This is a genomic window from Actinomadura sp. NPDC049382, assembly GCF_040677125.1.
GTDB classification, from domain to species: Bacteria; Actinomycetota; Actinomycetes; order Streptosporangiales; family Streptosporangiaceae; genus Spirillospora; species Spirillospora geliboluensis.
The window spans coordinates 1-21,144 of the sequence record NZ_JBFARO010000005.1 but is presented as its reverse complement, the minus strand read 5'-3'; the positions used below and the strand labels follow the sequence as shown (position 1 = coordinate 21,144).

General features: G+C 71.1%; 28 protein-coding genes. 15 read left to right on the top strand and 13 right to left on the bottom strand.

Annotation, left to right across the window (positions count from 1 at the left end):
* Nucleotides 1-5: 5 nt before the first annotated feature.
* From AB0K34_RS04855 to AB0K34_RS04840, 4 genes are read left to right on the top strand one after another with little or no spacing between them, the layout of a single operon-like run.
* The gene (locus tag AB0K34_RS04855) at nt 6-539 is read left to right on the top strand and encodes a hypothetical protein (RefSeq protein WP_364545595.1); all 534 of its coding nucleotides are present in this window, start codon (nt 6-8) and stop codon (nt 537-539) included.
* Complete coding sequence (locus tag AB0K34_RS04850; RefSeq protein WP_364545592.1) at nt 539-1,480, top strand: hypothetical protein; 942 nt, start codon at nt 539-541, stop codon at nt 1,478-1,480. Before AB0K34_RS04855 ends, AB0K34_RS04850 begins: the two co-directional genes overlap by 1 nt.
* Complete coding sequence (locus tag AB0K34_RS04845; RefSeq protein WP_364545589.1) at nt 1,477-2,550, top strand: hypothetical protein; 1,074 nt, start codon at nt 1,477-1,479, stop codon at nt 2,548-2,550. Before AB0K34_RS04850 ends, AB0K34_RS04845 begins: the two co-directional genes overlap by 4 nt.
* Before the next feature lie 3 nt (nt 2,551-2,553).
* Nucleotides 2,554-2,847 carry a hypothetical protein gene (locus AB0K34_RS04840; protein WP_364545587.1) on the top strand — a complete coding sequence of 98 codons (294 nt, stop codon included), beginning with the start codon at nt 2,554-2,556 and terminating at the stop codon, nt 2,845-2,847.
* Between the two features lie 2 nt (nt 2,848-2,849).
* Here AB0K34_RS04840 and AB0K34_RS04835 read toward each other — a convergent pair whose 3' ends face one another.
* A complete protein-coding gene (locus AB0K34_RS04835) occupies nt 2,850-3,368 on the bottom strand; it encodes a hypothetical protein (RefSeq protein ID WP_364545584.1) in 519 nt (172 codons plus the stop codon).
* A 95-nt stretch (nt 3,369-3,463) separates the two neighbouring features.
* On the opposite strand from AB0K34_RS04835, the gene AB0K34_RS04830 reads away from it, so the two are divergent.
* The 4 genes from AB0K34_RS04830 to AB0K34_RS04815 all read left to right on the top strand — a co-directional run bounded on the left by AB0K34_RS04830 (nt 3,464) and on the right by AB0K34_RS04815 (nt 5,433).
* On the top strand, nt 3,464-3,790 hold the full coding sequence (locus AB0K34_RS04830) for a hypothetical protein (RefSeq protein ID WP_364545581.1): 327 nt from the start codon (nt 3,464-3,466) through the stop codon (nt 3,788-3,790).
* Nucleotides 3,787-4,296: a hypothetical protein gene (locus tag AB0K34_RS04825; RefSeq protein WP_364545578.1), complete on the top strand. Its 510-nt coding sequence runs from the start codon at nt 3,787-3,789 to the stop codon at nt 4,294-4,296. Before AB0K34_RS04830 ends, AB0K34_RS04825 begins: the two co-directional genes overlap by 4 nt.
* Before the next feature lie 106 nt (nt 4,297-4,402).
* Complete coding sequence (locus AB0K34_RS04820) at nt 4,403-5,230, top strand: peptidoglycan recognition family protein (RefSeq protein WP_364545575.1); 828 nt, start codon at nt 4,403-4,405, stop codon at nt 5,228-5,230.
* Nucleotides 5,231-5,241: 11 nt separating this feature from the next.
* Nucleotides 5,242-5,433, top strand: a complete 192-nt coding sequence (locus AB0K34_RS04815; RefSeq protein WP_364545572.1) for a hypothetical protein — start codon at nt 5,242-5,244, stop codon at nt 5,431-5,433.
* 206 nt (nt 5,434-5,639) lie between these two features.
* Here AB0K34_RS04815 and AB0K34_RS04810 read toward each other — a convergent pair whose 3' ends face one another.
* From AB0K34_RS04810 to AB0K34_RS04795, 4 genes are all read right to left on the bottom strand, one after another.
* Nucleotides 5,640-6,062: a hypothetical protein gene (locus AB0K34_RS04810; RefSeq protein WP_364545569.1), complete on the bottom strand. Its 423-nt coding sequence runs from the start codon at nt 6,060-6,062 to the stop codon at nt 5,640-5,642.
* Between the two features lie 82 nt (nt 6,063-6,144).
* On the bottom strand, nt 6,145-6,642 hold the full coding sequence (locus tag AB0K34_RS04805) for a hypothetical protein (RefSeq protein WP_364545566.1): 498 nt from the start codon (nt 6,640-6,642) through the stop codon (nt 6,145-6,147).
* Between the two features lie 132 nt (nt 6,643-6,774).
* A complete protein-coding gene (locus tag AB0K34_RS04800; protein WP_364545563.1) occupies nt 6,775-6,984 on the bottom strand; it encodes a hypothetical protein in 210 nt (69 codons plus the stop codon).
* Nucleotides 6,981-7,193 carry a hypothetical protein gene (locus AB0K34_RS04795; protein ID WP_364545562.1) on the bottom strand — a complete coding sequence of 71 codons (213 nt, stop codon included), beginning with the start codon at nt 7,191-7,193 and terminating at the stop codon, nt 6,981-6,983. The genes AB0K34_RS04800 and AB0K34_RS04795 overlap by 4 nt, the downstream gene beginning before the upstream one ends.
* A 188-nt stretch (nt 7,194-7,381) precedes the next feature.
* On the opposite strand from AB0K34_RS04795, the gene AB0K34_RS04790 reads away from it, so the two are divergent.
* On the top strand, nt 7,382-8,191 hold the full coding sequence (locus AB0K34_RS04790; RefSeq protein ID WP_364545560.1) for a helix-turn-helix transcriptional regulator: 810 nt from the start codon (nt 7,382-7,384) through the stop codon (nt 8,189-8,191).
* A gap of 145 nt (nt 8,192-8,336) precedes the next feature.
* On the opposite strand, the gene AB0K34_RS04785 is transcribed toward AB0K34_RS04790, so the two are convergent.
* Nucleotides 8,337-8,804, bottom strand: a complete 468-nt coding sequence (locus tag AB0K34_RS04785; RefSeq protein ID WP_364545558.1) for a DUF4352 domain-containing protein — start codon at nt 8,802-8,804, stop codon at nt 8,337-8,339.
* Nucleotides 8,805-8,929: 125 nt separating this feature from the next.
* Here AB0K34_RS04785 and AB0K34_RS04780 point away from each other — a divergent pair, with 125 nt between their 5' ends.
* Nucleotides 8,930-9,280 (top strand): hypothetical protein, encoded by a 351-nt coding sequence (locus AB0K34_RS04780; RefSeq protein ID WP_364545555.1) that lies wholly within the window; start codon nt 8,930-8,932, stop codon nt 9,278-9,280.
* Nucleotides 9,281-9,350: 70 nt separating this feature from the next.
* Here the strand turns inward: AB0K34_RS04780 and AB0K34_RS04775 are convergent, their stop codons facing one another.
* Nucleotides 9,351-9,995: a TetR family transcriptional regulator gene (locus AB0K34_RS04775; protein WP_138640264.1), complete on the bottom strand. Its 645-nt coding sequence runs from the start codon at nt 9,993-9,995 to the stop codon at nt 9,351-9,353.
* A 71-nt stretch (nt 9,996-10,066) separates the two neighbouring features.
* Between AB0K34_RS04775 and AB0K34_RS04770 the strand changes: the two genes are divergently transcribed.
* From AB0K34_RS04770 to AB0K34_RS04760, 3 genes are read left to right on the top strand one after another with little or no spacing between them, the layout of a single operon-like run.
* A complete protein-coding gene (locus tag AB0K34_RS04770; protein WP_301177566.1) occupies nt 10,067-12,388 on the top strand; it encodes an MMPL family transporter in 2,322 nt (773 codons plus the stop codon).
* A 56-nt stretch (nt 12,389-12,444) separates the two neighbouring features.
* Nucleotides 12,445-13,494 (top strand): 3-oxoacyl-[acyl-carrier-protein] synthase III C-terminal domain-containing protein, encoded by a 1,050-nt coding sequence (locus AB0K34_RS04765; protein WP_138640776.1) that lies wholly within the window; start codon nt 12,445-12,447, stop codon nt 13,492-13,494.
* 5 nt (nt 13,495-13,499) lie between these two features.
* The gene (locus tag AB0K34_RS04760; protein WP_364545552.1) at nt 13,500-14,114 is read left to right on the top strand and encodes an isoprenylcysteine carboxylmethyltransferase family protein; all 615 of its coding nucleotides are present in this window, start codon (nt 13,500-13,502) and stop codon (nt 14,112-14,114) included.
* Between the two features lie 269 nt (nt 14,115-14,383).
* Here the strand turns inward: AB0K34_RS04760 and AB0K34_RS04755 are convergent, their stop codons facing one another.
* The 4 genes from AB0K34_RS04755 to AB0K34_RS04740 form a co-directional block, all read right to left on the bottom strand.
* Nucleotides 14,384-14,923, bottom strand: coding sequence for a hypothetical protein (locus AB0K34_RS04755; RefSeq protein WP_301177564.1), 540 nt, complete (start codon nt 14,921-14,923; stop codon nt 14,384-14,386).
* Nucleotides 14,924-15,023: 100 nt separating this feature from the next.
* Nucleotides 15,024-15,413: a hypothetical protein gene (locus tag AB0K34_RS04750; protein ID WP_301177563.1), complete on the bottom strand. Its 390-nt coding sequence runs from the start codon at nt 15,411-15,413 to the stop codon at nt 15,024-15,026.
* Nucleotides 15,410-15,649, bottom strand: coding sequence for a hypothetical protein (locus AB0K34_RS04745; protein ID WP_089328625.1), 240 nt, complete (start codon nt 15,647-15,649; stop codon nt 15,410-15,412). The genes AB0K34_RS04750 and AB0K34_RS04745 overlap by 4 nt, the downstream gene beginning before the upstream one ends.
* A 251-nt stretch (nt 15,650-15,900) precedes the next feature.
* The gene (locus AB0K34_RS04740) at nt 15,901-16,725 is read right to left on the bottom strand and encodes an aldo/keto reductase (protein WP_301177562.1); all 825 of its coding nucleotides are present in this window, start codon (nt 16,723-16,725) and stop codon (nt 15,901-15,903) included.
* 299 nt (nt 16,726-17,024) lie between these two features.
* Between AB0K34_RS04740 and AB0K34_RS04735 the strand changes: the two genes are divergently transcribed.
* The gene (locus AB0K34_RS04735; RefSeq protein WP_364545547.1) at nt 17,025-18,179 is read left to right on the top strand and encodes a Cmx/CmrA family chloramphenicol efflux MFS transporter; all 1,155 of its coding nucleotides are present in this window, start codon (nt 17,025-17,027) and stop codon (nt 18,177-18,179) included.
* A 165-nt stretch (nt 18,180-18,344) separates the two neighbouring features.
* Nucleotides 18,345-19,079: a TioE family transcriptional regulator gene (locus AB0K34_RS04730; protein ID WP_138640781.1), complete on the top strand. Its 735-nt coding sequence runs from the start codon at nt 18,345-18,347 to the stop codon at nt 19,077-19,079.
* A 28-nt stretch (nt 19,080-19,107) separates the two neighbouring features.
* Here the strand turns inward: AB0K34_RS04730 and AB0K34_RS04725 are convergent, their stop codons facing one another.
* A complete protein-coding gene (locus tag AB0K34_RS04725) occupies nt 19,108-20,133 on the bottom strand; it encodes an NADP-dependent oxidoreductase (protein ID WP_364545545.1) in 1,026 nt (341 codons plus the stop codon).
* A 4-nt stretch (nt 20,134-20,137) separates the two neighbouring features.
* Nucleotides 20,138-20,740, bottom strand: a complete 603-nt coding sequence (locus tag AB0K34_RS04720; RefSeq protein WP_364545542.1) for a TetR family transcriptional regulator — start codon at nt 20,738-20,740, stop codon at nt 20,138-20,140.
* Between the last annotated feature and the right edge of the window lie 404 nt (nt 20,741-21,144).

Here is a 21,144-nt window from a genome sequence, read left to right as displayed (position 1 = left end):
TATGCATGGCTGCTGACGGCCACCTTTTCGGGGGCGCCATCTCGGACTACGTCATCGCGGTCGGCTCCGGCGACGCGCTGCTGCTCGCCGCGAACGCCCCCGTCTGGTTCTACAACGCCCGGATCGGCGGCACCCGCTACGAGACGGGCTTGACCGACATCAACGGCGGGACGATCACGGAGGTCATGTCGGATTCCGCCGGTGCGATTCCGCAGTTCCGCGGCCCGACCGGGATCCGGACCATGTGGGCGGACGCCTCCGCCGGTGCCGGGCCGAGGCGGCTGATGGTCGCCGTGGACCTGAGCGATGAAGTCGCCGAGCTGGTCGCCCAGGTCGCGACGCTTGAGGCCACGCTCGCCGAGTTGTCATCCGCGCCGGCGTGGGTGCGGCGGGACCCGGCTACCGGCGCCTGGCCCGCCCGCCCCGAGACGGGCCGGTGGGTGATCTGGGTGGACACGCTGCCGCTCACCCCGTCGCCTCCGGCGATCGGCGGGACCGGGATGGTCGACGGGCTGGACATGTACTGGGGAGGCGCTTGATGCCGCTCCTGCTGTACGCCGCGCAGGACGGGCAGCTCGTCTCCTACACCTCGCGCGGGTCGAGCCCCCCGCCGAGCCGCCTGCTGGTGGGCGCGTACGTCGGGCACCCGGACTCCTCTACCGCGTCGTTCGCCGCGGCGAACGACGCCTACGGGCCGCTGGTCATCCGGCGGCAGTTCAACGCCAACATCCCCGCGAGCTTCTCGGCGTCGTCGTCAGGGCCGGACGTCGGCAAGGCATGGACCTCGTTCCTGTCGGTGAAGGCCGACCCCGCCGAGATCATCGCCGGGACGTGGGACGACGAGATCACCAACTTGGCCGCGACCGGTCCGACCGACAGGCCGTGGTGGTTGACCTGCTGGCACGAGCCGGAGAACGACGTGCCCGCGTTCCAGCCCGCACCGAAGAACCCCGCGTTCCCCGGCGGCGCGCAGCAGTTCGTGACCATGTTCAAGCACTTCTACGAGCTGGTGAAGGCCGCGAATCCGGTGGTGCGCTGCGGCCCCGTGCATCTGGGCTCGGCGTGGAAGTCGGGTGCGCCGGTCACCGGAGGGGCGGGCAGCGTCCGGTACGAGGCGACGGACTGGATCGTCCCGCCCGACCACGCCGACTTCTACGGGGTCGACACCTACAACTCCAAGACCACGACCGGCCGGAACACCCTCGCGACGGCGGAGAACTTCCAGCGCTGGTTCGCCTATTTCCAGGGCCTCGGCCGGCCGTTGACGATCCCGGAGTTCGGGCGCGTGGTGAACCCCGATGACCCGACGGCGCGGCCGCGTGAGATCGCCGCGTCGGTCGCGTGGGCGCAGGGCACCGGGAAGTTCGACCTGATCATGTACTGGGACGCCGATGACCCGAACACGGGCGCGTGGTCCCTTGACGAGCTCGGCCGCGACGCGTGGCGTGCGGCTGCGGAATCCGGGAGGGCATTGGCGTGAGCATCGCGTACAGGGACGGCGCTGTAGGGCTCGTGACCGCCGCCGGGCAGACGCTGGCGGTGACCATCCCGGCGCCCGTGGTAGCCGGGGACGGGATGATCCTGGCCGTCGACATGGCCGAGGAGGTGAACCCCGGCAGCGGCTGGGCCCTCCGCAAGAAGATCACCACGTCGGACGGCACCAACAACACCTTCGTGTTCAGCCGGGTCGCGGGGCCTGACGACGCCGGGACGGTCGTCACGGTGCTGGCGAACGCGACGAAGTCCCGCGGCTCCGCGGCGCTCGCAGTGTGGTCCGGGACCGACCCTGGCGACCCGATCCACCAGATCGCCTCCACCTCGGACACCGCAAGCTCCACGACCCACACCACCCCCGGCACGATCACCACGGAAATCGCCGGGTGCTGGGAAGTGGAGATCGTCTGCAGCAAGAGCCCGAACGGGAATCCGATCACGACGTGGACGCCGCCGTCGGGGTTCACCGCCCGCAAGACCGCCATGTCGGGCGCCGCGTCCGGCGAGTCGCAGCGCGAGGTCGCCATCGGTGACTCCGGCACGGACAAGGCGTCCGGTGCCACGCTCGGCGGGCACGTCTGGACGGCCGACGTGGCATCCAGCAACACCGCGCTGTACACGATCGCCCTCGCACCGGCGACCGGCACCCAGACCGTGCACCCGATCTCGGATGTCACCACGACCGGATGGACGCCGACCCCGGCGCTCGCGTCCGGGCAGCCGCAGGCGTCGCACCTGTCCGACGGCCGCGACTCCTCCTACCTGGAGACGTCCACCGGACCGACCGCGCTGGTCGGCGAGTGGAAGCTCGGCCGCGTCGTCCCGCCAGGCGCGGGGCAGGACATGACCCTCACCGTCCGGTGCCGGGACACCTCCGCCACGTCCGTGACGCGCGTGATCGAGCTGATGCAGGGCTCCACGGTCATCTCCACCTCGACCGACACGACCGTCCGGTCATCACTGACGAGCGTGCCCGTGACGGTTCCCGCGGCGGATCTGGCGGCGGTCACGGACTGGTCGGACCTCCGCGTCCGCGTCACCCAGACCACGGCGTAGCCGATGGCGACCACGCAGATCGCGGCCGTCTCCCTGACCGGCGCGGCGCCGTCACAGGCCACCACGCAGATCGCTGCCGTGACCCTGTCCGGGCCGGCGCCAAGCCAGGCTCAGACCCGGGTCGCCGCAGTGTCGCTCACCGGGCCGCTGACGACGCAGGCTCGGACGCGGATCAGCGAGATCTACCTGACTGGTGCCCGGCCGGCGGACTCGCCCGCCTCTCCGTGGTGGCTCGCCCATGACGGCCAGTTGATGCCGGTCCAGCTGTACGCGCTGCGGGACGGACGGCTGGTCTGACCTCAGCGCAGGCGGAGGGTACGGCCCTTGCCGATCCCCTTCGCCTTGACCTTGCTGCCGAGGCGGGTCTGCGCGCCGACGATCTCCATGGTGGTCACGCCCAGGTCGGCGGCGGCGTCATGGACCGTGATGGGACCGGCGGCGAGCAGGGCGAGGAGCCGCCGGTCCAGGTCGGCTTTCGCGTTCCGCTTGGCGGCCTTCTCCTGGTAGCGCTCGTGCGCCCGCTGGTGAAGGTCCCGCTGGCGGGCGATGTCCTCGGCGGTCGGCTCCGGCAGCGGGGCGGGCGGCCGGCGCCGCTCCTCGGCGCGCTGCTGCCGGGCCTGCTGCTTCGCCTCGGCGGCGGCAACGGAGATCGCGACGTTGTCCATGCCGACCTTGCCGGTGAGCGCCTCACCGCAGTGCTGGCAGCGGGTGCCGGTCTGCACGAGCATGCCGCTGCGGAACGGCAGCACGCCGGCGGCGCCCCGTGCCCGCGTGTGGATCTTGCCGCCGCATGCCGGGCAGAACGCCCGATTGTTCACCAAGCCCATGCCGATGCGACGCACTCGGACGCCGCACGGTTTACGCCGAAGGTGCCGCTGTCACCATCCGGCCAACGAAACGGAAGGCGGTGACGATGGCCGATGACCCGTCGCTCTGGGATCTGCAGCGCCTCATCGAACGCAACCACGCCGACTCCCGTGAAGACATCCTCGACCTCAAGGCGCAGATGGCGCGGGGCCACGAGCAGACCGACGCACGGTTCAAGGAGTACGTGCTCCGCGAGGTGTTCGACGCCCGGGAGAAGTCGATGCTGCTGCGGATCGGCAACCTGGAGGAGGCGGCGAAGACCGCCAAGACGCAGATCAGGGGCGCGCTGATGGCGTCGGCGGGGTCGGTCATCGCCGGGATCCTCATCGCGATCATCCTGTCGGTGGTGCTCGGCGGGGGCGGGAAGCCGTGACGGGGCGGGCGCGGGCTCGCGGCCTCGACGTGATGATCCTGCTGGGCGTGGTCGCGCTGGTGCTGGGTGCGCTGTGGGGTGCGCTGGCGATCGTGGACCTGCGTCACGACAACGCGGTCCTGGCGCAGCAGGTGGAGCGGCTTGGCGGGGTGCCGCTGAAGTCGCCGCGGCCGGGGCCGCCGGGCGAGCAGGGTCCGCCGGGTGAGACCGGCAGGCAGGGCGTCCCGGGTGAGGGAGGTGCTCCGGGACGGCGGGGCGCGCCGGGGAAGGCCGGCCCGTCCGGTGCCGTGGGCGCGTCGGGTGCGCCCGGCAAGGATGGCGCGGAAGGCGCGGAGGGTCCGCAGGGTCCTCCGGGTCCGGCCGGGCCGAAGGGCGATCCGGGCGAGCGGGGGCCGTCCGGTCCGCCGGGGCCCGCGTGCCCGTCCGGCTATCACGTGGAGACCGTGAAGGTCGTGACGGCGGGCGGCCCGACCGATGCCGCGACATGCGTGAGGGATGAGGAGTGATGACGGAGATCGATGTGGACGAGGTGAACGTGCCGCCCGTGCCGGAGCCGGACGTGCCGGATGACGGCTACCTGGACCCGGACGACACCTACACGGAGGGGCGCGGATGAAGCTGGAGAAGCGCAGCGCGTTCGGCTGGCCTGCGACGGCGGCCTCGTCGGCGCCGTGCAAGAACGGCCTCGTCGTCCACTACGACGGCAGCAACCAGGGCCTCGCGGGCAAGAGCCACGCGTCCTGCAGGGCGTACTGGAAGGCGACCCGGAAGTTCCACATGGGTCCGGCGCGCGGGTGGCTGGACATCGGCTACTCGTTCGGGGTGTGCCCGCACGGGATCGTGATGGAGGGCCGGGGCTGGCAGCGGCAGCAGGCCGCGCAGCCCGGCGGGAACTCGACCTGGACCTCCGTAACGTTCATGTCGGGCGACGACGAGCGCCCCACCGCCGCGCAGGTCGCCGCGTTCAAGGAGCTGCGGGCGTGGCTGCGCGGGAAGGGCCTCGGCTCCGCGATCCGGGGGCACCGGGACTTCATCTCCACCAGCTGTCCCGGCTCGACTCTCTACTCGATGGTCAAGAGCGGCGCGCTCGCGGGCGCGGCCGGAAAGGACGACGACATGCCTCTCAGCGGCAACGACGCGAAGTTCATCGCGGACGCCGTGTGGCGTCGTGACGAGATCGCGGCCCCCGACGACAACCCGAAGAACCCCACCTGGTGGGCGTCCTCGCATCTGGTGGACCACGGGCGGCGGCTGCGGGAGATCCTCGCGAAGGTCAACGCGCAGGGCGCCGCGATCGGTGAGCTGTCGAAGGCGGTCGCGTCGCTGGCCGCCGACCGGGGTGAGGCCGTGGACGCGGACGCGCTGCTCGCGCGGATCGAGGCCGCGATCGAGCGGGTCACGGTCCGGCTCGACGTCCAGCCGGACACCGAGCAGAGCTGAAGGAGAACGCCATGAAGATCGGTTCCTACGCGAAGGCCGTCGTCGCCGCCGTGGTCGCCGGGGGCACGGCCCTCGGCACGGCCCTCGCCGACGACAAGGTGACGTCCGGCGAGTGGGTCGGTGTGGCGCTGGCGGTGCTGGGCGCGCTCGGCATCACCTACGCCGTCCCGAACGCGCGGGTCTCGGACGACCTGCGCAGGTGAGCAGGTAGCCTGACCGGCGTCGGCGGGTGGGGAAGCCCGACCGGCACGCGCCCCGTCTCCCGATGAGCGGCCCCAGGGCCGAGGGAGGCGGGGCGTTTCGCTGCGCCCTAGACATTCCGCCGCTACCCGACGTACCGTCCACATGGGACCTGGCACGAACGGCCCGTCCTCCTTCGGGAGGGCGGGCCGCTTCGTTGTGTCCGGGGTCAGTGGCAGCGGTCGGCCGTCCCGACCACGGAAACGATCACGAGTGTGCCGCCGGTGATCCACTGGCTGTAGGTGGGCCAGCATGCCGTCTCGATCGCCTTCAGCGCGCGGACCGCTCGCGCCTTGCCGTCCACCCACTCCGGCACCGGGTTCAGTGCGCTGGCCTCCATCTCGCCCCACTGGGCGATCATCCAGTCCCGCGCCCCGGCCGGGTCGGTGTGCACGGCCGCGATGAACCGCGGCGACTTGCGCAACCAGTCGGCGGTGCGGACGGGCGGCCGGTCGGGCGAGTTCAGGTCGAGCGTGTCGGTACGGCCGAGCCGCGCCCACTCGTTCCCGTGTCCCGACCAGCGATAGCAGTGGTAGTGCGTGACCCGCACATCGGCCCGCTTGGTGGTGTCCGGGGCGATCAGGTGCGTCATCGCGTGGCCTCTCGGCGTTCGGCCCGGCAGGCCCTCCCCGCAGGGGAGCCCCTTGCGGAGAGAGCCTGCCAGGGGATCATGGTTACGGGCGGGTGGACACGGCGGGCGGCGGCGCCCCGGTGCCGGTGTGGCACGGCTCGACCGCGACGACGCACGGGTTCGGCGGGCAGCACGGCTTCGCGCCGACCCAGAACTCGGTGTCCACCGGGTACCCGGTCGCCTCCAGCGCGGGCATCGTCCGGTGGACCTCCGCAGCGGTGTGCGACGTGCCGGGCCCTGGCGGGACGTGGTGCAGGTACCGGCCGAACATCCGGTCGCAGAAGGCCGCGTAGTCCTCGCTGTGCAGGATGAACGCGTGCCACGCGGGGTCGACCGTCTCGTCCATCGCCAGGCGCACGTGCGGGTTGTCGGCGACGGCCCGCATCCAGACGAGCATCTGGGAGACCATCCGCTCGGCGTAGGCGAGAGTGACCTCCTGGTGCTTGGCGACGTAGGCCGCCAGCGTTCTGAACAGCTCCGGCGAGACGAGCTCGCGGGGATCGGCGGCGGCCGGGGCCGCCCGTTCGATGGTTGCGGTCATGCTGACCTCCATCGGCGCGCCTCATGATGGGCCGCGGCCAGGGCGCGCGCCTTCTCCTCTGGCCGTGGGCTGGTTGGGGGCGGCGCGACTGGGAGTCAGGGGCGGTCCTCGACCGGCAGCGCCACCCCCGGCCTAGGCGATCTGCTCGGCCACGTAGCGGGCGGGCTCGGCAGTGCCGTCGGGGACCTCGATCGTCCGGGCGTTCCCCTCGGGTGTCCGGGCCCGCCACGTACCGCCGCCCATGTCGATGATCGTTGAGACGGGGCGCCCGCCCTTGGTGAGGAACCACAGGCCGCCGTAGTCGATGAGGTCGTACTCGCCGACCTTCACCGGCGCGGTCACCGGGCCACCTGCCGAAGGTGCCAGTCGACCGTCACCGCGAGGTGCTCCTCGCTCGGCGCCTCCACCAGGCGCAGCCCGTGCCGGCCCGGCACCATCGCCCACCACGAGCCGGTCGCGTCGCCGTGCCAGTGCACGATGCCCTTCGGAATGGGCGGCGGGGGATCGGCGATAGGGGGCATGTCCACGACCGTGTCTTGTAGCGTTCTCACCAGCCGGACTCCGATCCGGTCAGGCCCCGGATAACCGGCGTTCGCGCGCCGGCCGGGGCCGCTCTGTGTCTTGAGACACATTCACGCCCCGCCGTGCGAGGAGGCGCAAGACTATTGCGCAATTTTGCGTCACGTGCGGTACTGAAGGCATGACTCTTCAGACATCCACGGCGCGATCGCCGCTCGACATGCGACAAGACCTCGGCAAGCACCTGCGCGGGCTGCGCAAGCGCGCCGGGCTCACCGGCGTCCAGCTCGCCGAACTGCTCGGCTGCCACCCGTCCAAGATCTCCCGCATCGAACTCGGCACCGCGATCCCCTCGCCCGCCGATGTGCGCGCCTGGTGCATGCACACCGGCGCCGAGGGTGAGGCCGAAGACCTCGCCGCGCAGGCCACCAGCGTCGAGGTGGCCTACTCCGCGTGGCGCAGCACCCAGCGCGCCGGCGGGCTGCTGCGCCTCCAGCAGGACGGTGTGACCGAGCTGACCGAGCGCACCCGCCGATGGCAGGCGTACGAGCCGCGCGTCCTGCCGGGGATCCTGCAGACGGTCGCGTACGCCTCGGCGATCCTGGAGGTGACACGGCAGCGGCTCGACCGCCCGGACGACGTCGAGCCGGCGGCGCGGGCCCGGTTCGCTCTGCGGCGCGTGCTGGACGGCCCGGCGACGTTCGCGTACCTGATCGAGGAGCATGTCCTGCGGGAGCCGATCGCGGGCCCGGAGGTGATGCGCGAGCAGGCCGAGCAGCTCATCGCCGACTCGCACCGTGCGAACGTGTCGATCGGGATTATCCCCCTCGGGCAGCTCCGCACCAGGCACGCGACAGAGAACTTCACGATCTTCGACGAGACGATGGTGCGCGTCCAGCTCTTGCCGGGCCGGTTTACCGCGACGGCCCCGAGCGACGTGGCGGAGTACCACGCCGCGTTCGAGATGCTGTCGGGCATGGCGGTGTACGGGGATGAGGCGCGGGACCTGATCCACGCTGCGGTCCGGTGACAGCACACCGCCCGCCGACCGGTAGGCCGACGGGCGGGCGCGCGCGGGGGCTAGCGGATGGCGAACTGGAAGATCCCCCAGTAGGCCAGGCCGCACAGCGCGAGGCCGAGCGGGGCGACCGCGAGCGCGAGCTTCACGCGGCGGCTCACGGCGCCACCTGCGCGCGGTAGTTGGTGCCGAACCCGTCCTTGGTGAACGTGACCGTCTCCGGGGTGAACTTGCCCTCGGCGCACACGACACCGGTCGCCTTCTCCTTCGGTGCGAGCGCCATCGTGTCGAACTCGCCCTCGGCCTCACCGACCGCGGCCTTGCGCTTGGTGCCGCCGGTGTCGGTGACCTCGAAGTAGAACGGGTTGATGTCGAGGTTCTTGGTCGTCTGGTTGGTGACGGTCACCTTGACGCAGGTGTACTTGCCGCCGCTGGAGATGGGGCCGGGCTCGTAGGCGGTGCGCTTGGCCTTGAGGTTCACCGGGACCGTCTTCGGTGTGGCCTTGGTGGTCTCGCCGCCGGCGGCGCCCTTCTCCGCGGGCTGTACTGGCTCGGGCTCAGTGGGGACCGCGCAGCCGGTGAGGGCGAGGCCGAGCACGGCCGCCAGGGCGATGAGCTTCTTCATGGGGTTCCTCTCGCAGGTGGTCGGCGCGGGCGAGCGTTGGACGCGCCGCCCCACACCGCGGGTTCACACACGGTGATCCACTGTCACGATCCGGCCACGCAAAGAGTGACCGTCATACTGTGGATTTGAAGCCGCTGACGGCTCGCATGGACTTCGACCTCCGCGAGGTCCCGCCCGGTTTCAAGCAGGCCGTCGAGGACGCCTGCAACGCCGAGGTCGAGGCCGACCGGCGCATCGACGTCAGGACGCTGCCGCGCGCCGAGGCGTTCGAGATCCCCGACATCATCCGCACCGCGACGAACCTGGTGCCGCCGGAGGTGGCGGACGTCCGGATCGTCGACATCGTCGGGCTCGACACGCAGGCCGACGGCGGCACCCATGTCGGCTCCACCAAGCAGATCGGCCGGATCACGGTCGCCAAGGTCGAGAACAAGGGCCGCGGCTTCCGCCGCCTCCGCATCAAGATCACCGACTAGCCGGGCCGTGGGCCGGGTACCGGCGGCGGGCGCCTCCGCCGCCGGCACCCGGGGTTCGGGGGACGGCGCTCTAGGGTGACGGCCGCGACAGCGCGTCGACCGAGATCAGGCCGTGCTCCACGATGTCGACCGCGCGGTCGAGGGCCGTCCGCATCGACAGGGGGTCGTAGCCCTCGCGGCGGCAGTGCGCGACGACCGCCTGCATGCCGCCGATCGCGATGCCGGACGCGGCGACGGCGTCGATCTCGGAGATGCCGGGGCACAACTCGCGCAGCAGCGCCTCGATCACCTCCTGGGCGTCGGTCATCCGCTGCAGCGCGCGGGCCCGCAGCGCGGGGCGCTCCAGGACGAGGGCGATCTGCACCGGCCCGTAGTCGCGGTGCTCCGCCACGAGCGCGTTGAGGACGTCCACGATGCTGCGCCGGATCGTCTCCATCGGGGTCTCGCCCGGGGTGCGGCGCAGCCGTTCGGAGACCTCGGCGAGCCGGTCGTCGATCTCGGCGAAGACCACGTCCTCCTTGGACGGGAAGTAGCTGAAGAACGTGCGCGGGGCGACGTCGGCGGCGGCGGCGATGTCGGCGATCGTCGTCTCCTCGTAGCCGCGCTCGGCGAACAGGCGCAGCGCGGCGGTCGCGATGGCCTGCCGGGTGCGCAGCTTCTTGCGCTCGCGCAGGCTCGGCCGCTCCGTCCCCTCGCCGCCGTTCGCCTCGTCCATGTGACGCACGTTACCACCATTGCAAAGTTGCACGTATTGCAAATCTGCACCGATGGGTGTTCTCTGCGGACATGGCGCGATTCCTGGACGCACTGGGGCGTCTCTGCGTGCGGCGGCGGCGCACCGTGTTCGAGCTGTGGGTCGCCGTCATCCTCGGCGCCGGCGTCCTCGGCCTGACGCACGGCGGCATGTTCGTCCAGCAGAGCACGCTGCCCGGCACCGAGACGCAGCGCGCCATCGACGCCCTCCACCAGGACTTCCCGGCGATGACCGGGCCGACCGCGACCGTCGTGTTCCACGAGACCCGCGCCGCGAGCCCGGCGGACTGGCGGGTCGCGCTCACCATCGGCCGGTCGATCGAGAACATCGGCGCGCTGAAGCGCGTCGCGTTCGTCGAGAACCCCTACGCGCAGGGCATGGGCGGGCTGAAGGACGACAACGCGGTCGTCGTCCGGCTGAACCTCACCGGCACGATGAGCGACATCTCGCACGCCGACCTCGACGCGCTGAACCGCGCCGTCGAGCCCGCCCGGATGGCGGGCCTGGAGGTGAAGTTCGGCGGCATTACCGCGATGATCCTCAACCAGCCGAAGGGCGGGCCGCAGGAGGGTGTCGGGATCGTCCTCGCGCTGGTCGTGCTGCTGCTGGCGTTCGGGTCCTACCTCGCGGCGGGCATCCCGATCCTGGTGTCGCTGTGCGGGATGGCCGTCGCCTACTCGCTGATCCACTTCTCCGCGTCGCTGTTCCAGATCGCGCCGACCGCGCCGATGGTCGCCGCGATGCTCGGCATCGGCGCCGGGATCGACTACGCGCTGTTCATCGTCACCCGGTACCGGCAGCAGCTCGCCGAGGGCGACGACGTCGAGACCGCGGTCGGCCGGGCCATGGCGCACTCCGGGCACGCCGTCGTCTTCGCCGGCGGCACCGTCGTGTTCGCGATCTGCGGGCTGTTCCTGTCCGGGATCGAGTTCATCGGGCGGATCGGGATCGCCACCGCGCTCGCCGTCGCCGTCATGGTCGTCGCCGCGCTGACGCTGCTGCCCGCCCTGCTCGGTGCGCTCGGCACGCGCATCGACCGGTACCGGCTGCCGCGCGTCCGGCCCGACCGCAGCTCGCGCCGCTGGACGGCCTGGGGGCGCCATGTCGACCGGCACGCCTGGCCGTACGCGATCGTCGCGACGCTCGTCCTGCTGGCGCTGTCGATCCCGACGCTCAGCCTGCGGTTCGGCGTGATGGCGGACAGCATGTCGTCGCCGAAGATGGAGGCCCGGCAGGCGTACGACATCGTCGCCCGCGAGTTCGGCGCCGGGCATTACAGCCCGTTCGTCGTCGTCGCGAAGGTGCCGGGGGAGGAGCAGCGCGCCAAACCGAAGCGGGTCGTGCCCACGGTGGACGGGCGGGAGGGCCTGTCCGGCCTGACGGGGCCGTCCGGGGCGAGGCCGAGCCCGTCCCCGTCGCCCGCCCTCCCGAAGGGCGCGCCGGACCAGACGAAGAAGCCCGACAAGGACGCCGTCCTCATCGGCCAGGAGCTCCAGCGGCGGCTGTCGGAGGCGCCCGGCGTCGTCTTCGCCGCCGCGCCCGTCGTGACCGGGAAGACGGCGATCGTGCAGGTCACCCCGCGTGACGCGCCGCACGCCGAATCGACCACCGAGCTCGTCCGGCACCTGCGGGACGTGGAGATCGCCGCCGTCCGGGACGCCCATCCCGGCGCCGAGATCTACCTGGGCGGCGAGAACCCGGCGATCATCGACGTGGCCGCCACGGTCGGGGACCGCATGCTCACCGTCGTCGTCGCGGTCGTCGGCGTCGCGCTGCTGCTGCTCGTCATCGCGTTCCGCTCGATCATCGTGCCGGTGAAGGCGGCGCTGATGAACCTGCTGTCGATCGGGGCGTCATTCGGCGTCGTCACCGCCGTGTTCCAGTGGGGCTGGGGCGTCGAGCTGCTCGGCGTCGACCAGGCCATCCCGATCATGTCGTTCATCCCGCTGTTCATGTTCGCGCTGATCTTCGGGCTGTCCATGGACTACGAGGTCTTCCTGCTGTCGCGGATCAGGGAGGAGTACGACCGGACCGGCGACCCGCACGAGTCGGTGGTCGTCGGGATCGGGGCGACCGCCCGGCTCATCACCTCCGCCGCGCTCATCATGATCTTCGTGTTCGCGAGCTTCGTCGCGCAGCCGGACCCGACCGTGAAGATGATGGCGGTCGGCCTCGCGGTCGCCGTGGCGATGGACGCCACGATCGTCCGGCTCGTGCTCGTCCCGGCGCTGATGAGCCTGCTCGGCCACGCGAACTGGTGGTGGCCGGGACGCGGCCGCCCGGCCATGCCCCCGGCCCCGCAGCCGCCCCCGGAACCGGTCGCCGAGCAGCTGGAACTTGAGTTGACGACCTGACGGCGAGTGTTCTCCGAAGCGCCGGGTACGTGCTGTGGCGACAGTCGGGGGGCCTCATGCGCGTCGCTGCAGTACGGACGGTCGTGCCGGAGCATCACTACGACCAGGACCAGATCACCCGTGCCGTCGTGGAGCGCGCCGCCGCGAAGGAGCAGATCGTCCGGCGCCTCCATGCCGCCACCCAGGTCACCGGGCGCCGTCTCGCGCTGCCCATCGACGAGTACGTGAAGCTCGACGGCTTCACCGAGGCCAACTCCGTCTACATCGAGACGGCGGTCGAACTGGCGGCGCGGGCGGTCGGCGACGTGCTCGACGGCGCCGGGCTCTCCCCGCATGACGTGGACCACATCGTCTTCTGCTCCTCGACCGGGGTGGCGACACCCTCGCTGGACGCCCGCGTCGCGCAACGCGTCGGCCTGCGCGAGGACATCACCCGCGTGCCGATGTTCGGCCTCGGCTGCGCGGCGGGCGCCGCCGGGCTGTCCCGCGTGGCCGACTACCTGCGCGGCCGCCCCGAGCGGGTGGCGGTGCTGGTGTGCGTCGAGCTGTGCTCCCTGACCGTGCAGCGCGACGACAGCTCCATGGCGAACCTCGTGGCCAGCGGCCTGTTCGGCGACGGCGCCGCCGCGGTCGTGGCGCTCGGCGACCACCGCGACACCGCCGGGCACCGGGGGCCGCGGGTGGTCGCGAGCCGCAGCAGGCTCTACCCCGGCACCGAGCGCCTCATGGGCTGGGACGTCGGCGACCACGGCCTCCGCGTCGTCCTGGCCGCCGACCTCGTCGCCCACGTCGAGGCCACACTGGCGGGCGACGTGACATCCTTCCTGGACGACCACGGGCTCGCCCCTGACCGGGTCCCGTCATGGGTCTGCCACCCCGGCGGCCCGAAGGTGATCGAGGCCATCGAGCGGGAACTCGCGCTGGAGCCGGGCGCGCTCGACATCACCTGGGAGTCGCTGCGGACGCACGGGAACCTGTCCTCGGTGTCGGTCCTGAACGTGCTGGAGGAGACGATCGCCCGGCGCCGTCCGCCCGACGGCACCCCCGGCCTGCTGATGGCGCTCGGGCCGGGGTTTTCCGCCGAACTAGTCCTGCTGCGCTGGTGAGGCGTGTGCGCGGGAAGCGTGTGAAGCCCGGGTCGCGTGCTAACCGCTCGGTGAACCGGTACGGCGTACTGATCGGGCTCGTCGCCGCCGAGCGGCTGGCAGAGCTGGCCGTGGCGCGCCGCAACCGGGCCTGGGCGCGGCGGAACGGCGGCGTCGAGCACGGCCGGCGGCACTATCCGCTGATCGCCGCCGCCCATGCCGGTCTGCTGGGCGGGGCGCTGCTGGAGGCCCGTCTTGGGCGGAGCCGGTTCGTCCCGCCGCTCGGCTGGCCGATGCTGGCGGTGGCGCTGTCGGCGCAGGCGCTGCGCTGGTGGTGCATCGCCAGCCTGGGGAAACGGTGGAACACCCGGGTAATCGTGGTGCCCGGCATGCCACTCGTGGAGCGCGGCCCGTACCGCCGCCTACGACACCCCAACTACGTGGCGGTCGTCGCAGAGGGGGTTGCTTTGCCGCTCGTCCACACCGCTTGGCGCACTTCACTGCTGTTCACAGCGGCGAACCTGTGCCTGTTCAGGCTGCGCATCAGAGTCGAGAACGAGGCACTCGGCCACACAGGAACAGCAGAGACGCGACCCCAGCAAGGATCAGTTGGACGGTCTGCGGCCGGGGCGCGGGGGTGAACATCGGCCTTCCGGGGTGTGGGCGGCGAGATGAGCCCGTTCTCGGTGTCGTCACCCGGGCGGCCGCTGCATCCAGGCGTTCGCCATCACCGCGAAGAAGGCGCCGTGGCCCCCGGGGCCGCCGATCTCAAGGCCGTGCGGGTGCAAATGGGCCTGTCCCTCAGCTGGCACCCTGCCTGATCGCCGAGTGGTGCGGGCAACGCACAAGCACGTCCACTCCCGGCCTGCTTGCGTGCGCTGGTGGCGTCGGACGAGGGGCGGGCGCTCGGTCATGGCGAGACGGCCGTGCGCGTCCGGCTCGTCCGCTCTGTGCCCTTCTCGCGGAACGCCGTGCCGGCGGCCTTCCCGTGGAGTTCCTCCAGGAGTGCGATCTGGGCGGCGGCGCGGTCGAGGAGGGTGCGCAACTGCTCGGCGTCCAGCGCCGGCTCTCGGTCGGCGATGGCGAGCAGGGTGCGCCACCCGGCCGCCTTGCCCTCGACGGCCAGCCGGAGCGCCTCCATCTCCACGAGATCGCTGAGCGGCGAGCGGGTCGCCACCCGGCCGTTGAGCTTCAGGCGGCCGCCCTTCTCCGCCGCCCACACCGCCATGCTCTTGAACCGACGGGGCGGCATCCCGAGCGAGCGCAGGATCGACAGCAGCGCCCCACGGTCGGCGGCGATGTCGGCGGCGAGGCGCCGCAGCAGGTCGGCGTCGTCCGTGTCACGATGCGAGCGCGCGACCCGGCGGGCCAAGGCCACGCCACCGGCGGCCGCGGCCAGATGGTCGGTCAGATAGATGTGCAGCAATCCCTGGCTGCCACGTGTCCCCATGCGGCCCCCGTACCCCGGCCTGGCCGCGTAAACGACTCGGCCGATGCTGGCGGCGGGGTCGATGCGGGCAGCGGGGTCCTTCGGGGCGGGGGCAGCGGGGTCAGGGGATCTGCTCGACGCGGACGCCGGGGACGGCCTCGTAGACGTCGGGGTCGGCGGTGATCAGCGGCCACCGGCGCCAGCGCGCCGACCAGGCGGCCTGGGCGGCGTCTATGCCGAGGTTGGGGATCGTGGTGACGAGCAGGCCGGTCTGCTGCGCGATCACGTCGTCGAGGTCGTCCACGTGGACGACCTGCATACCGGGGAGCCGCTCCAGGACGGTGCGGCCGTGGTCAGGGACGATCTGCCAGGCGCGGGCGAGAGCCGTGGCGGGTATCACGATGGTGGCGTGCTGGGCGATGGACGCGCGGAGCCGGGCGCGGACGTAGATCGTCTTGCCGGTGGCGAGGTCCAGGAGTGCGGTCGCGTCGAAGACGTGACCGGTGATCACGCGACGTCCCTGCGGTCCGGCGTGCCACGTTCGACGAGGCGATCGACCATCGCCTGCTCGTCGGGGCTCGGCGGTCCGAACAGGTCGTCGATGGTCGAGGCGTCCCGCAGGTAGGCCAGCTTGAGGCGCGCGCCGTCCGCGAGGAACCCGGACACCGAGGCGATCTTCTTGTCCTCGGCGAGGCCCTGGAGCGTGGCGGCAAGCTCGTCCGGGAGCGTGATGTTGAGTCTCGCCATGGCGCACACAATACACACTCTGATGCCTTCCAGTGTGTACTGGTCGGGTTAGACCGGCGTGCCTGGTGTGGGCGGGCGGCAGCGGGAAAGGGCCCCGCAACCCGTGCAGCACCTCCGCGTCGCCGCTCGGTTTCCCGCACCACCTCAGCCTCGCAGGGCTGGCTCTGGGAGCGCCGGGGCCGGGTTCCGCTTACTCGTCCGCCACGCGCGGCAACACGGAGGTGTCTCTCCTGGTCAACAGCTGACTGTTTCTATTGGTTGGCGGAGTCGAGCCGGGCCCGCTGCTGGTCGGTGAGTTGCAGGTCGGCAGCGGCGACGTTCTCCTCCAGGTGCCTGATCGACGCCGTCCCCGGGATGGGCAGGACGACCGGCGACCGGCCGAGCAGCCACGCGAGGGCCACCTGGGCCGGGGTCGCGTCGAGTTCGGCGGCCACGGCGGCGACCTCGCCGGCCGTGGTCGCGGGCAGGACGGGCCGCCACGGCAGGAAGGCGATCCCCGCCGCCGTGCAGGCGTCGAGCACCGGGTCGTGCTCGCGGTCGAGCAGGTTGTAGCGGTTCTGGACGCTCGCGATGTCGACGATCCGCCGCGCTTCGTCGAGCTCGGCGACCGTGACCTCGGACAGCCCGATGTGGCCGATCTTGCCCTCGTCCCGGAGATCGCGGAGCGTCCCCACCTGGTCGGCGAGCGGTACCTCCGGGTCGACGCGGTGCAGCTGAAGCAGTTCTAGTCGCTCGGTGCGCAGCCGGCGCAGGGCCCGCTCGACCTGGTCCCGGAGCACCTCCGGCCGCCCGCACAGTGCCGCTTCGCGCGGCGGCTCCGGTGGGATGACGCCCACCTTCGTCGTGACGAGCACGTCGTCCGGGAAGGGGTGAAGGGCCTCGACGAGCAACTCCTCGTTGGCGCCCCAGCCGTACAGGTAGGCGGTGTCGATCAGCGTGACGCCGAGTTCGACGGCCCGCCGCGCCACCGCCACCGAGTTCGCCCGCACCTCCGCCGGACCGGTCGGCAACTGCATGGCCCCGAACCCGAGCCGCCCCACCTCGATGGAGCCCCCGATGCGGAAGGTGTCAGACATGTTCCGGCATTCCCCCTCATGATCAACGTACAGCCTTATCAACGCTGCCCAGTAGAGGCGATCGACGCACGGGCAGTGCGGGGGGTAATTGATGTGCGCTGGGTGAGCGTGGCTGAGTATCGTCTGGAGCATGGTGAGCCCCGAGGCATCCAAGACGGGGGCTTTCGGTCACCCGTCAGCCCCCTGAACCACTGAAGCCATCCGGCCCGGACGGCCGCTGCGAGCGGCCGGGGCCGCTCTCGGGCTGAGCGCGGTGACGAGACGACTCGTCCTATCCCGCCTCACCTCGGAGCCATGCGGTGCCTCTTCCGCTCTACCTGCTCGCCGTGGCGGTCTTCGCCATGGGCACCTCGGAGTTCATGCTCGCCGGCCTGCTGCCGGACATCGCCGCCGACCTCGGCGTCCCCGTCGGGACCGCCGGGCTGCTGACCTCCGCGTTCGCGCTCGGCATGGTCGCGGGCGCGCCGCTGATGGCGGCGGTCGCACGCACCTGGCCGCGGCGGTCCGGCCTCGTCGGCTTCATCTGCCTGTTCCTCGCCGCGCACGCTGTCGGCGCCGTCACCGGGAGCTTCCCGGTGCTGGTCGTGACCCGTATCGTCGCCGCGCTCGCGAACGCCGGGTTCCTCGCGGTCGCGCTCGCCACGGCGGCCGCGCTCGTGCCCGGCGACCGGAAGGGACGCGCGCTGGCCGTCCTGCTGTCCGGCACGACGGCCGCGACCATCGCCGGGGTCCCGGGTGGCGCCGTGCTCGGCACGCTGCTCGGCTGGCGGGCCACCTTCTGGGCCGTCGCCGTCCTGTGCCTGCCCGCCGCCATCGGCGTACTGCGGGGCCTTCCCCCGCAGACCGGACGGCCGGACGAGGCGGACGGCCCCGCGCTGCGGGTCGAACTCGCGCAGTTGCGGAGGCCGCGGCTGATTCTCGTGATGCTGCTCGGCGCGCTGGTGAACGCCGCGACCTTCGGGACCTTCACCTTCCTCGCGCCCATCGTCACTGGTACCGCCGGGCTGGCGCCGATCTGGGTGTCCGCCGTGCTGGTGCTGTTCGGCCTCGGCTCCTTCGTCGGCGTCACCACCGCCGGACACCTGTCAGACGAGCATCCCGGTCTCGTCATCGCAGTCGGCGGGCCGCTTCTGCTGCTGGGATGGCTCGCCCTCGGCACCTTCGCCGCCAACCCGGTCGCGCTGCTCGGCCTTGTGTTCGTGCAGGGGACGCTTTCGTTCGCTCTCGGGAGCACGCTGATCGCACGCGTCCTCTACGAGGCGGCGGGGGCGCCGAGCATGGGCGGTTCGTATGCGACGGCGGCGCTCAACGTCGGTGCCGTCGCGGGACCGCTCGCCGCCGCCGCAGCGCTCGGCACCGGTCTCGGCGACCTCGGCCCGGTCTGGACGAGCGGCATCCTCGTCGCGGCGGCCCTGCTTCTGGCCCTGTCTTTCAGGCGCGTCTTGGCGAGGTAGATACGGCCTTACTTGGTTGCAGCCGCTCCCCGATGGGGGGTCCCTCGGTGGGGACGGGGAGCGGTTCACCAGGCTGACCGCTGAATTACATCCCTGAAGTTATGTTGATACTTTCAGGGTGATGAACGGAGAGCCGTACTGCAAAGCCTCAAACAGGTGATCTGATTGCGTCCGTTCGATCTCGCGCGGGAGCATGGCATCTCGGCGCAGGCCGTCCGCAACTACGAGCGGGACGGGTTCATCCCGGCCGCGCGGCGTTCCGCCAGTGGTTACCGCATCTACACCGAGGCGCATGCCGCCGCTCTCCGCGCCTACCTTTCCCTTGTGCAGGCCCTCGGATACGCGGCGGCCGGCCAGATCATGACCGCGCTCCACGACGACCGGCTGGACGACGCCTTGACCGCCATCGACCGTGCCCATCACCAACTCCTTCGTGACCGGGAGACCCTCAGCTCGGTGCGGCAGGCGGTGGACCATCTGACGGCCGAGGCTGTCGCCATTCCAGACCGCTCGGAAATCGCCGCCATCGAGTCCATCGGGGATCTCGCCCACCGGCTCGGCGTCACCACGGCCACCCTGCGCAACTGGGAGGACGCCGGAATCGTCGTCCCCGAACGTGACCCCGCCACCGGATACCGCGTCTACCGTGCGACCGACGTCCGCGATGCCGAACTGGCCCATCTCCTTCGGCGCGGGGGATATCTGCTGGAGCACATCGCCGCCGTGGTCCACCAGATTCGGACCGCCGGCGGCACCGATGCGCTGTCCCGTTCCCTGGACGACTGGCAGCGGAAACTGACCGCGCGGGGACTTGCGATGCTCCAGGCGTCCGCCCTGCTCAACGACTACCTGAACCTGCTCGACACCGACGCGCCCGCGACGAACCCCGCGCCCAGCTAACAGGAGCCCTTGCCATCAGTCGCCGGGCTCACCTCACCTTGCTCACCTGGACGAGCTGCTTTCCGAGGTTGGCGCCGTCGAAGAGCCGTTGCAGAGCGGCAGGGGCGTTATCGAGACCGTCGATGACGTCTTCGGCCCAGCGCAGTCGCCCCTCGGACACCCAGGCGGCGAGACGGGACAGCGCTTTGGGGAACTCGGACGCGTAGTCGAAGAAGATGAAGCCCTCCATGCGAGCCCGCCGGAAAGCCAGTTGCATGTAGTTGGACGGCCCCACCCCGTATCCGGTGGCCGTGTACCCGGACGAGATCGACCCGCACAGTGCGATGCGCGCATGGAGGGCCAGCCGGTCGAGCGCGTTCTCCAGGAGTACGCCGCCCACGTTGTCGAAGACGGCGGTGAACCCGTCAGGCGCGAAGGCGCGCAAAGCGGCCGGGACATCGTCGGCGCGGTAATCGACGCACGCGTCGAACCCGGCGACGTCCCTCACCCAGGCGACCTTTTCGGGCGAGCCGGCGGTGCCGATGACCCGAGCGCCGAGAAGCCGCGCGATCTGCCCCGCGAGCGAGCCCACGCTCCCGGCCGCGCCGGTGACCAGAACGGTGTCCCCGTCGGCGACGTTCAGCACGCATGACATTCCGATGAATGCCGTCAGCCCGCTCACGCCGAAGACGGTGAGCATGTGGCGGGGATCGATCCCGTCCGGGGCGGGGTTGACGCCGAACAGGCCGCCGTCGCGGGCCACGACATATTCTCGCCAGCCCAGGTCGCCATAGACCCACTGCCCTTCCGGCAGCACCGGATTGCGGGACGCGACCACGCGGCCGACGCCGCTGCCGCGCATCACCTCGCCGATTCCCACGGGTGCGATGTAGGTGGCGTCGGCATTGAGCCACGTCCGTTGTGTGGCGTCGATTCCAAGCCAGACGACCTGTACCAACGCTTCGCCGTCTTTGAGGGAAGGCACTGGCTCGGTGCGCTCGGCGAACGTGTCGGCTGTGATGCCCGCGCTCGGACGTTCACGAAGCACCATCTGGCGGGAGGTCTGGACGGGCATGAAATCAGGCTTTCTCGTTGGAGCGTGTCGCTTGGCTGAACGTCGCGGTCAGTTCGCTGATGACGTCGTCCACTGGAGCGCCGAGTGCGACCCGCAGCCCTTCACTGTCGAGGGTGCGGCGAAGCATCGAGGCCATCATCACGGGGTCGAAGCGACGCAGTTCCCCGCTGTTCTGGCCCTCCTCGAACAGCGCCACGATGTCGGAGAGGGACGCCGCCACGAGATCGTCGTAGGAACCCGCCGTCGTTGCCGCCCGGTGCGCGACGACGGCAATCAAGGCACGCGTCTCCACTGGTCGCTGCGCGCAGTACGCAAGAAAAGTGCGGATGTAGGAGGCGAGCCGGTCTAGGACGCTGCCTCGGCTATGCAGAGTGGCGGCGAGTTCCGGCCCGAGACTTCCGACCACGTGGGCGACGACGGCGTTGAGGATCTCGTCCCTCGTCTCGAAATTGCTGTGGTAGGCGCCACGGCTGTACCCGGCCTCCTCCGCGATCGCCTCGACGGAGGTGGCGGCGACCCCACGCTCCGCGAACAGCCGCGCCGCCGACACCACAAGCTCAGCACGCGTCCGCCGCTGCCGCTCGACCCGCGTCTCTCGTCTCGCCATGCCCGCAGGATACATCACCGTATCTGGATACGTTGTCGTATGCGGATGGTTGGGACGGGAGTGCTGCTGGTGTTGAGCTGCTTGCCTCAGTGGGGCGTGGTGTCTCCAGCGGGGCGGTTCATGTGCCTAGACGGCTGTGCGCCTTGCCTCCAACGGAAAGGGAGATCGCCGGCGGCCCGGAATCCGGAGATGTCATAGTCGAAGGCTGGCGCGGTGCTGTGAATTCGACAATCGTCCAACAGTCGAGAAGATGCGGGATGTTCGCCGGAGGTCGTTCCTGCGAGGCATGTTCGCGCGAGGCATGTTCATGGAATTGTGGTGGGGGCGGCGCTGCGTACGGGGCCGCCCCTCCAAAGTCAAGGGCGCCTTCGGCGTCGCTTCGCGATGGGACTCCGTCCCACCCT

Excerpts from the sequence above, each read along its gene's own strand:
- AB0K34_RS04855 (WP_364545595.1), top strand. The coding sequence starts at position 6 with ATGGCTGCTGACGGCCACCTTTTCGGGGGCGCCATCTCGGACTACGTC.
- AB0K34_RS04850 (WP_364545592.1), top strand. The coding sequence starts at position 539 with ATGCCGCTCCTGCTGTACGCCGCGCAGGACGGGCAGCTCGTCTCCTAC.
- AB0K34_RS04840 (WP_364545587.1), top strand. The coding sequence starts at position 2,554 with ATGGCGACCACGCAGATCGCGGCCGTCTCCCTGACCGGCGCGGCGCCG.
- AB0K34_RS04830 (WP_364545581.1), top strand. The coding sequence starts at position 3,464 with ATGGCCGATGACCCGTCGCTCTGGGATCTGCAGCGCCTCATCGAACGC.
- AB0K34_RS04820 (WP_364545575.1), top strand. The coding sequence starts at position 4,403 with ATGAAGCTGGAGAAGCGCAGCGCGTTCGGCTGGCCTGCGACGGCGGCC.
- AB0K34_RS04815 (WP_364545572.1), top strand. The coding sequence starts at position 5,242 with ATGAAGATCGGTTCCTACGCGAAGGCCGTCGTCGCCGCCGTGGTCGCC.
- AB0K34_RS04810 (WP_364545569.1), bottom strand. The coding sequence starts at position 6,062 with ATGACGCACCTGATCGCCCCGGACACCACCAAGCGGGCCGATGTGCGG.
- AB0K34_RS04805 (WP_364545566.1), bottom strand. The coding sequence starts at position 6,642 with ATGACCGCAACCATCGAACGGGCGGCCCCGGCCGCCGCCGATCCCCGC.
- AB0K34_RS04790 (WP_364545560.1), top strand. The coding sequence starts at position 7,382 with ATGCGACAAGACCTCGGCAAGCACCTGCGCGGGCTGCGCAAGCGCGCC.
- AB0K34_RS04785 (WP_364545558.1), bottom strand. The coding sequence starts at position 8,804 with ATGAAGAAGCTCATCGCCCTGGCGGCCGTGCTCGGCCTCGCCCTCACC.
- AB0K34_RS04775 (WP_138640264.1), bottom strand. The coding sequence starts at position 9,995 with ATGGACGAGGCGAACGGCGGCGAGGGGACGGAGCGGCCGAGCCTGCGC.
- AB0K34_RS04770 (WP_301177566.1), top strand. The coding sequence starts at position 10,067 with ATGGCGCGATTCCTGGACGCACTGGGGCGTCTCTGCGTGCGGCGGCGG.
- AB0K34_RS04765 (WP_138640776.1), top strand. The coding sequence starts at position 12,445 with ATGCGCGTCGCTGCAGTACGGACGGTCGTGCCGGAGCATCACTACGAC.
- AB0K34_RS04755 (WP_301177564.1), bottom strand. The coding sequence starts at position 14,923 with ATGGGGACACGTGGCAGCCAGGGATTGCTGCACATCTATCTGACCGAC.
- AB0K34_RS04745 (WP_089328625.1), bottom strand. The coding sequence starts at position 15,649 with ATGGCGAGACTCAACATCACGCTCCCGGACGAGCTTGCCGCCACGCTC.
- AB0K34_RS04740 (WP_301177562.1), bottom strand. The coding sequence starts at position 16,725 with ATGTCTGACACCTTCCGCATCGGGGGCTCCATCGAGGTGGGGCGGCTC.
- AB0K34_RS04725 (WP_364545545.1), bottom strand. The coding sequence starts at position 20,133 with ATGCCCGTCCAGACCTCCCGCCAGATGGTGCTTCGTGAACGTCCGAGC.
- AB0K34_RS04720 (WP_364545542.1), bottom strand. The coding sequence starts at position 20,740 with ATGGCGAGACGAGAGACGCGGGTCGAGCGGCAGCGGCGGACGCGTGCT.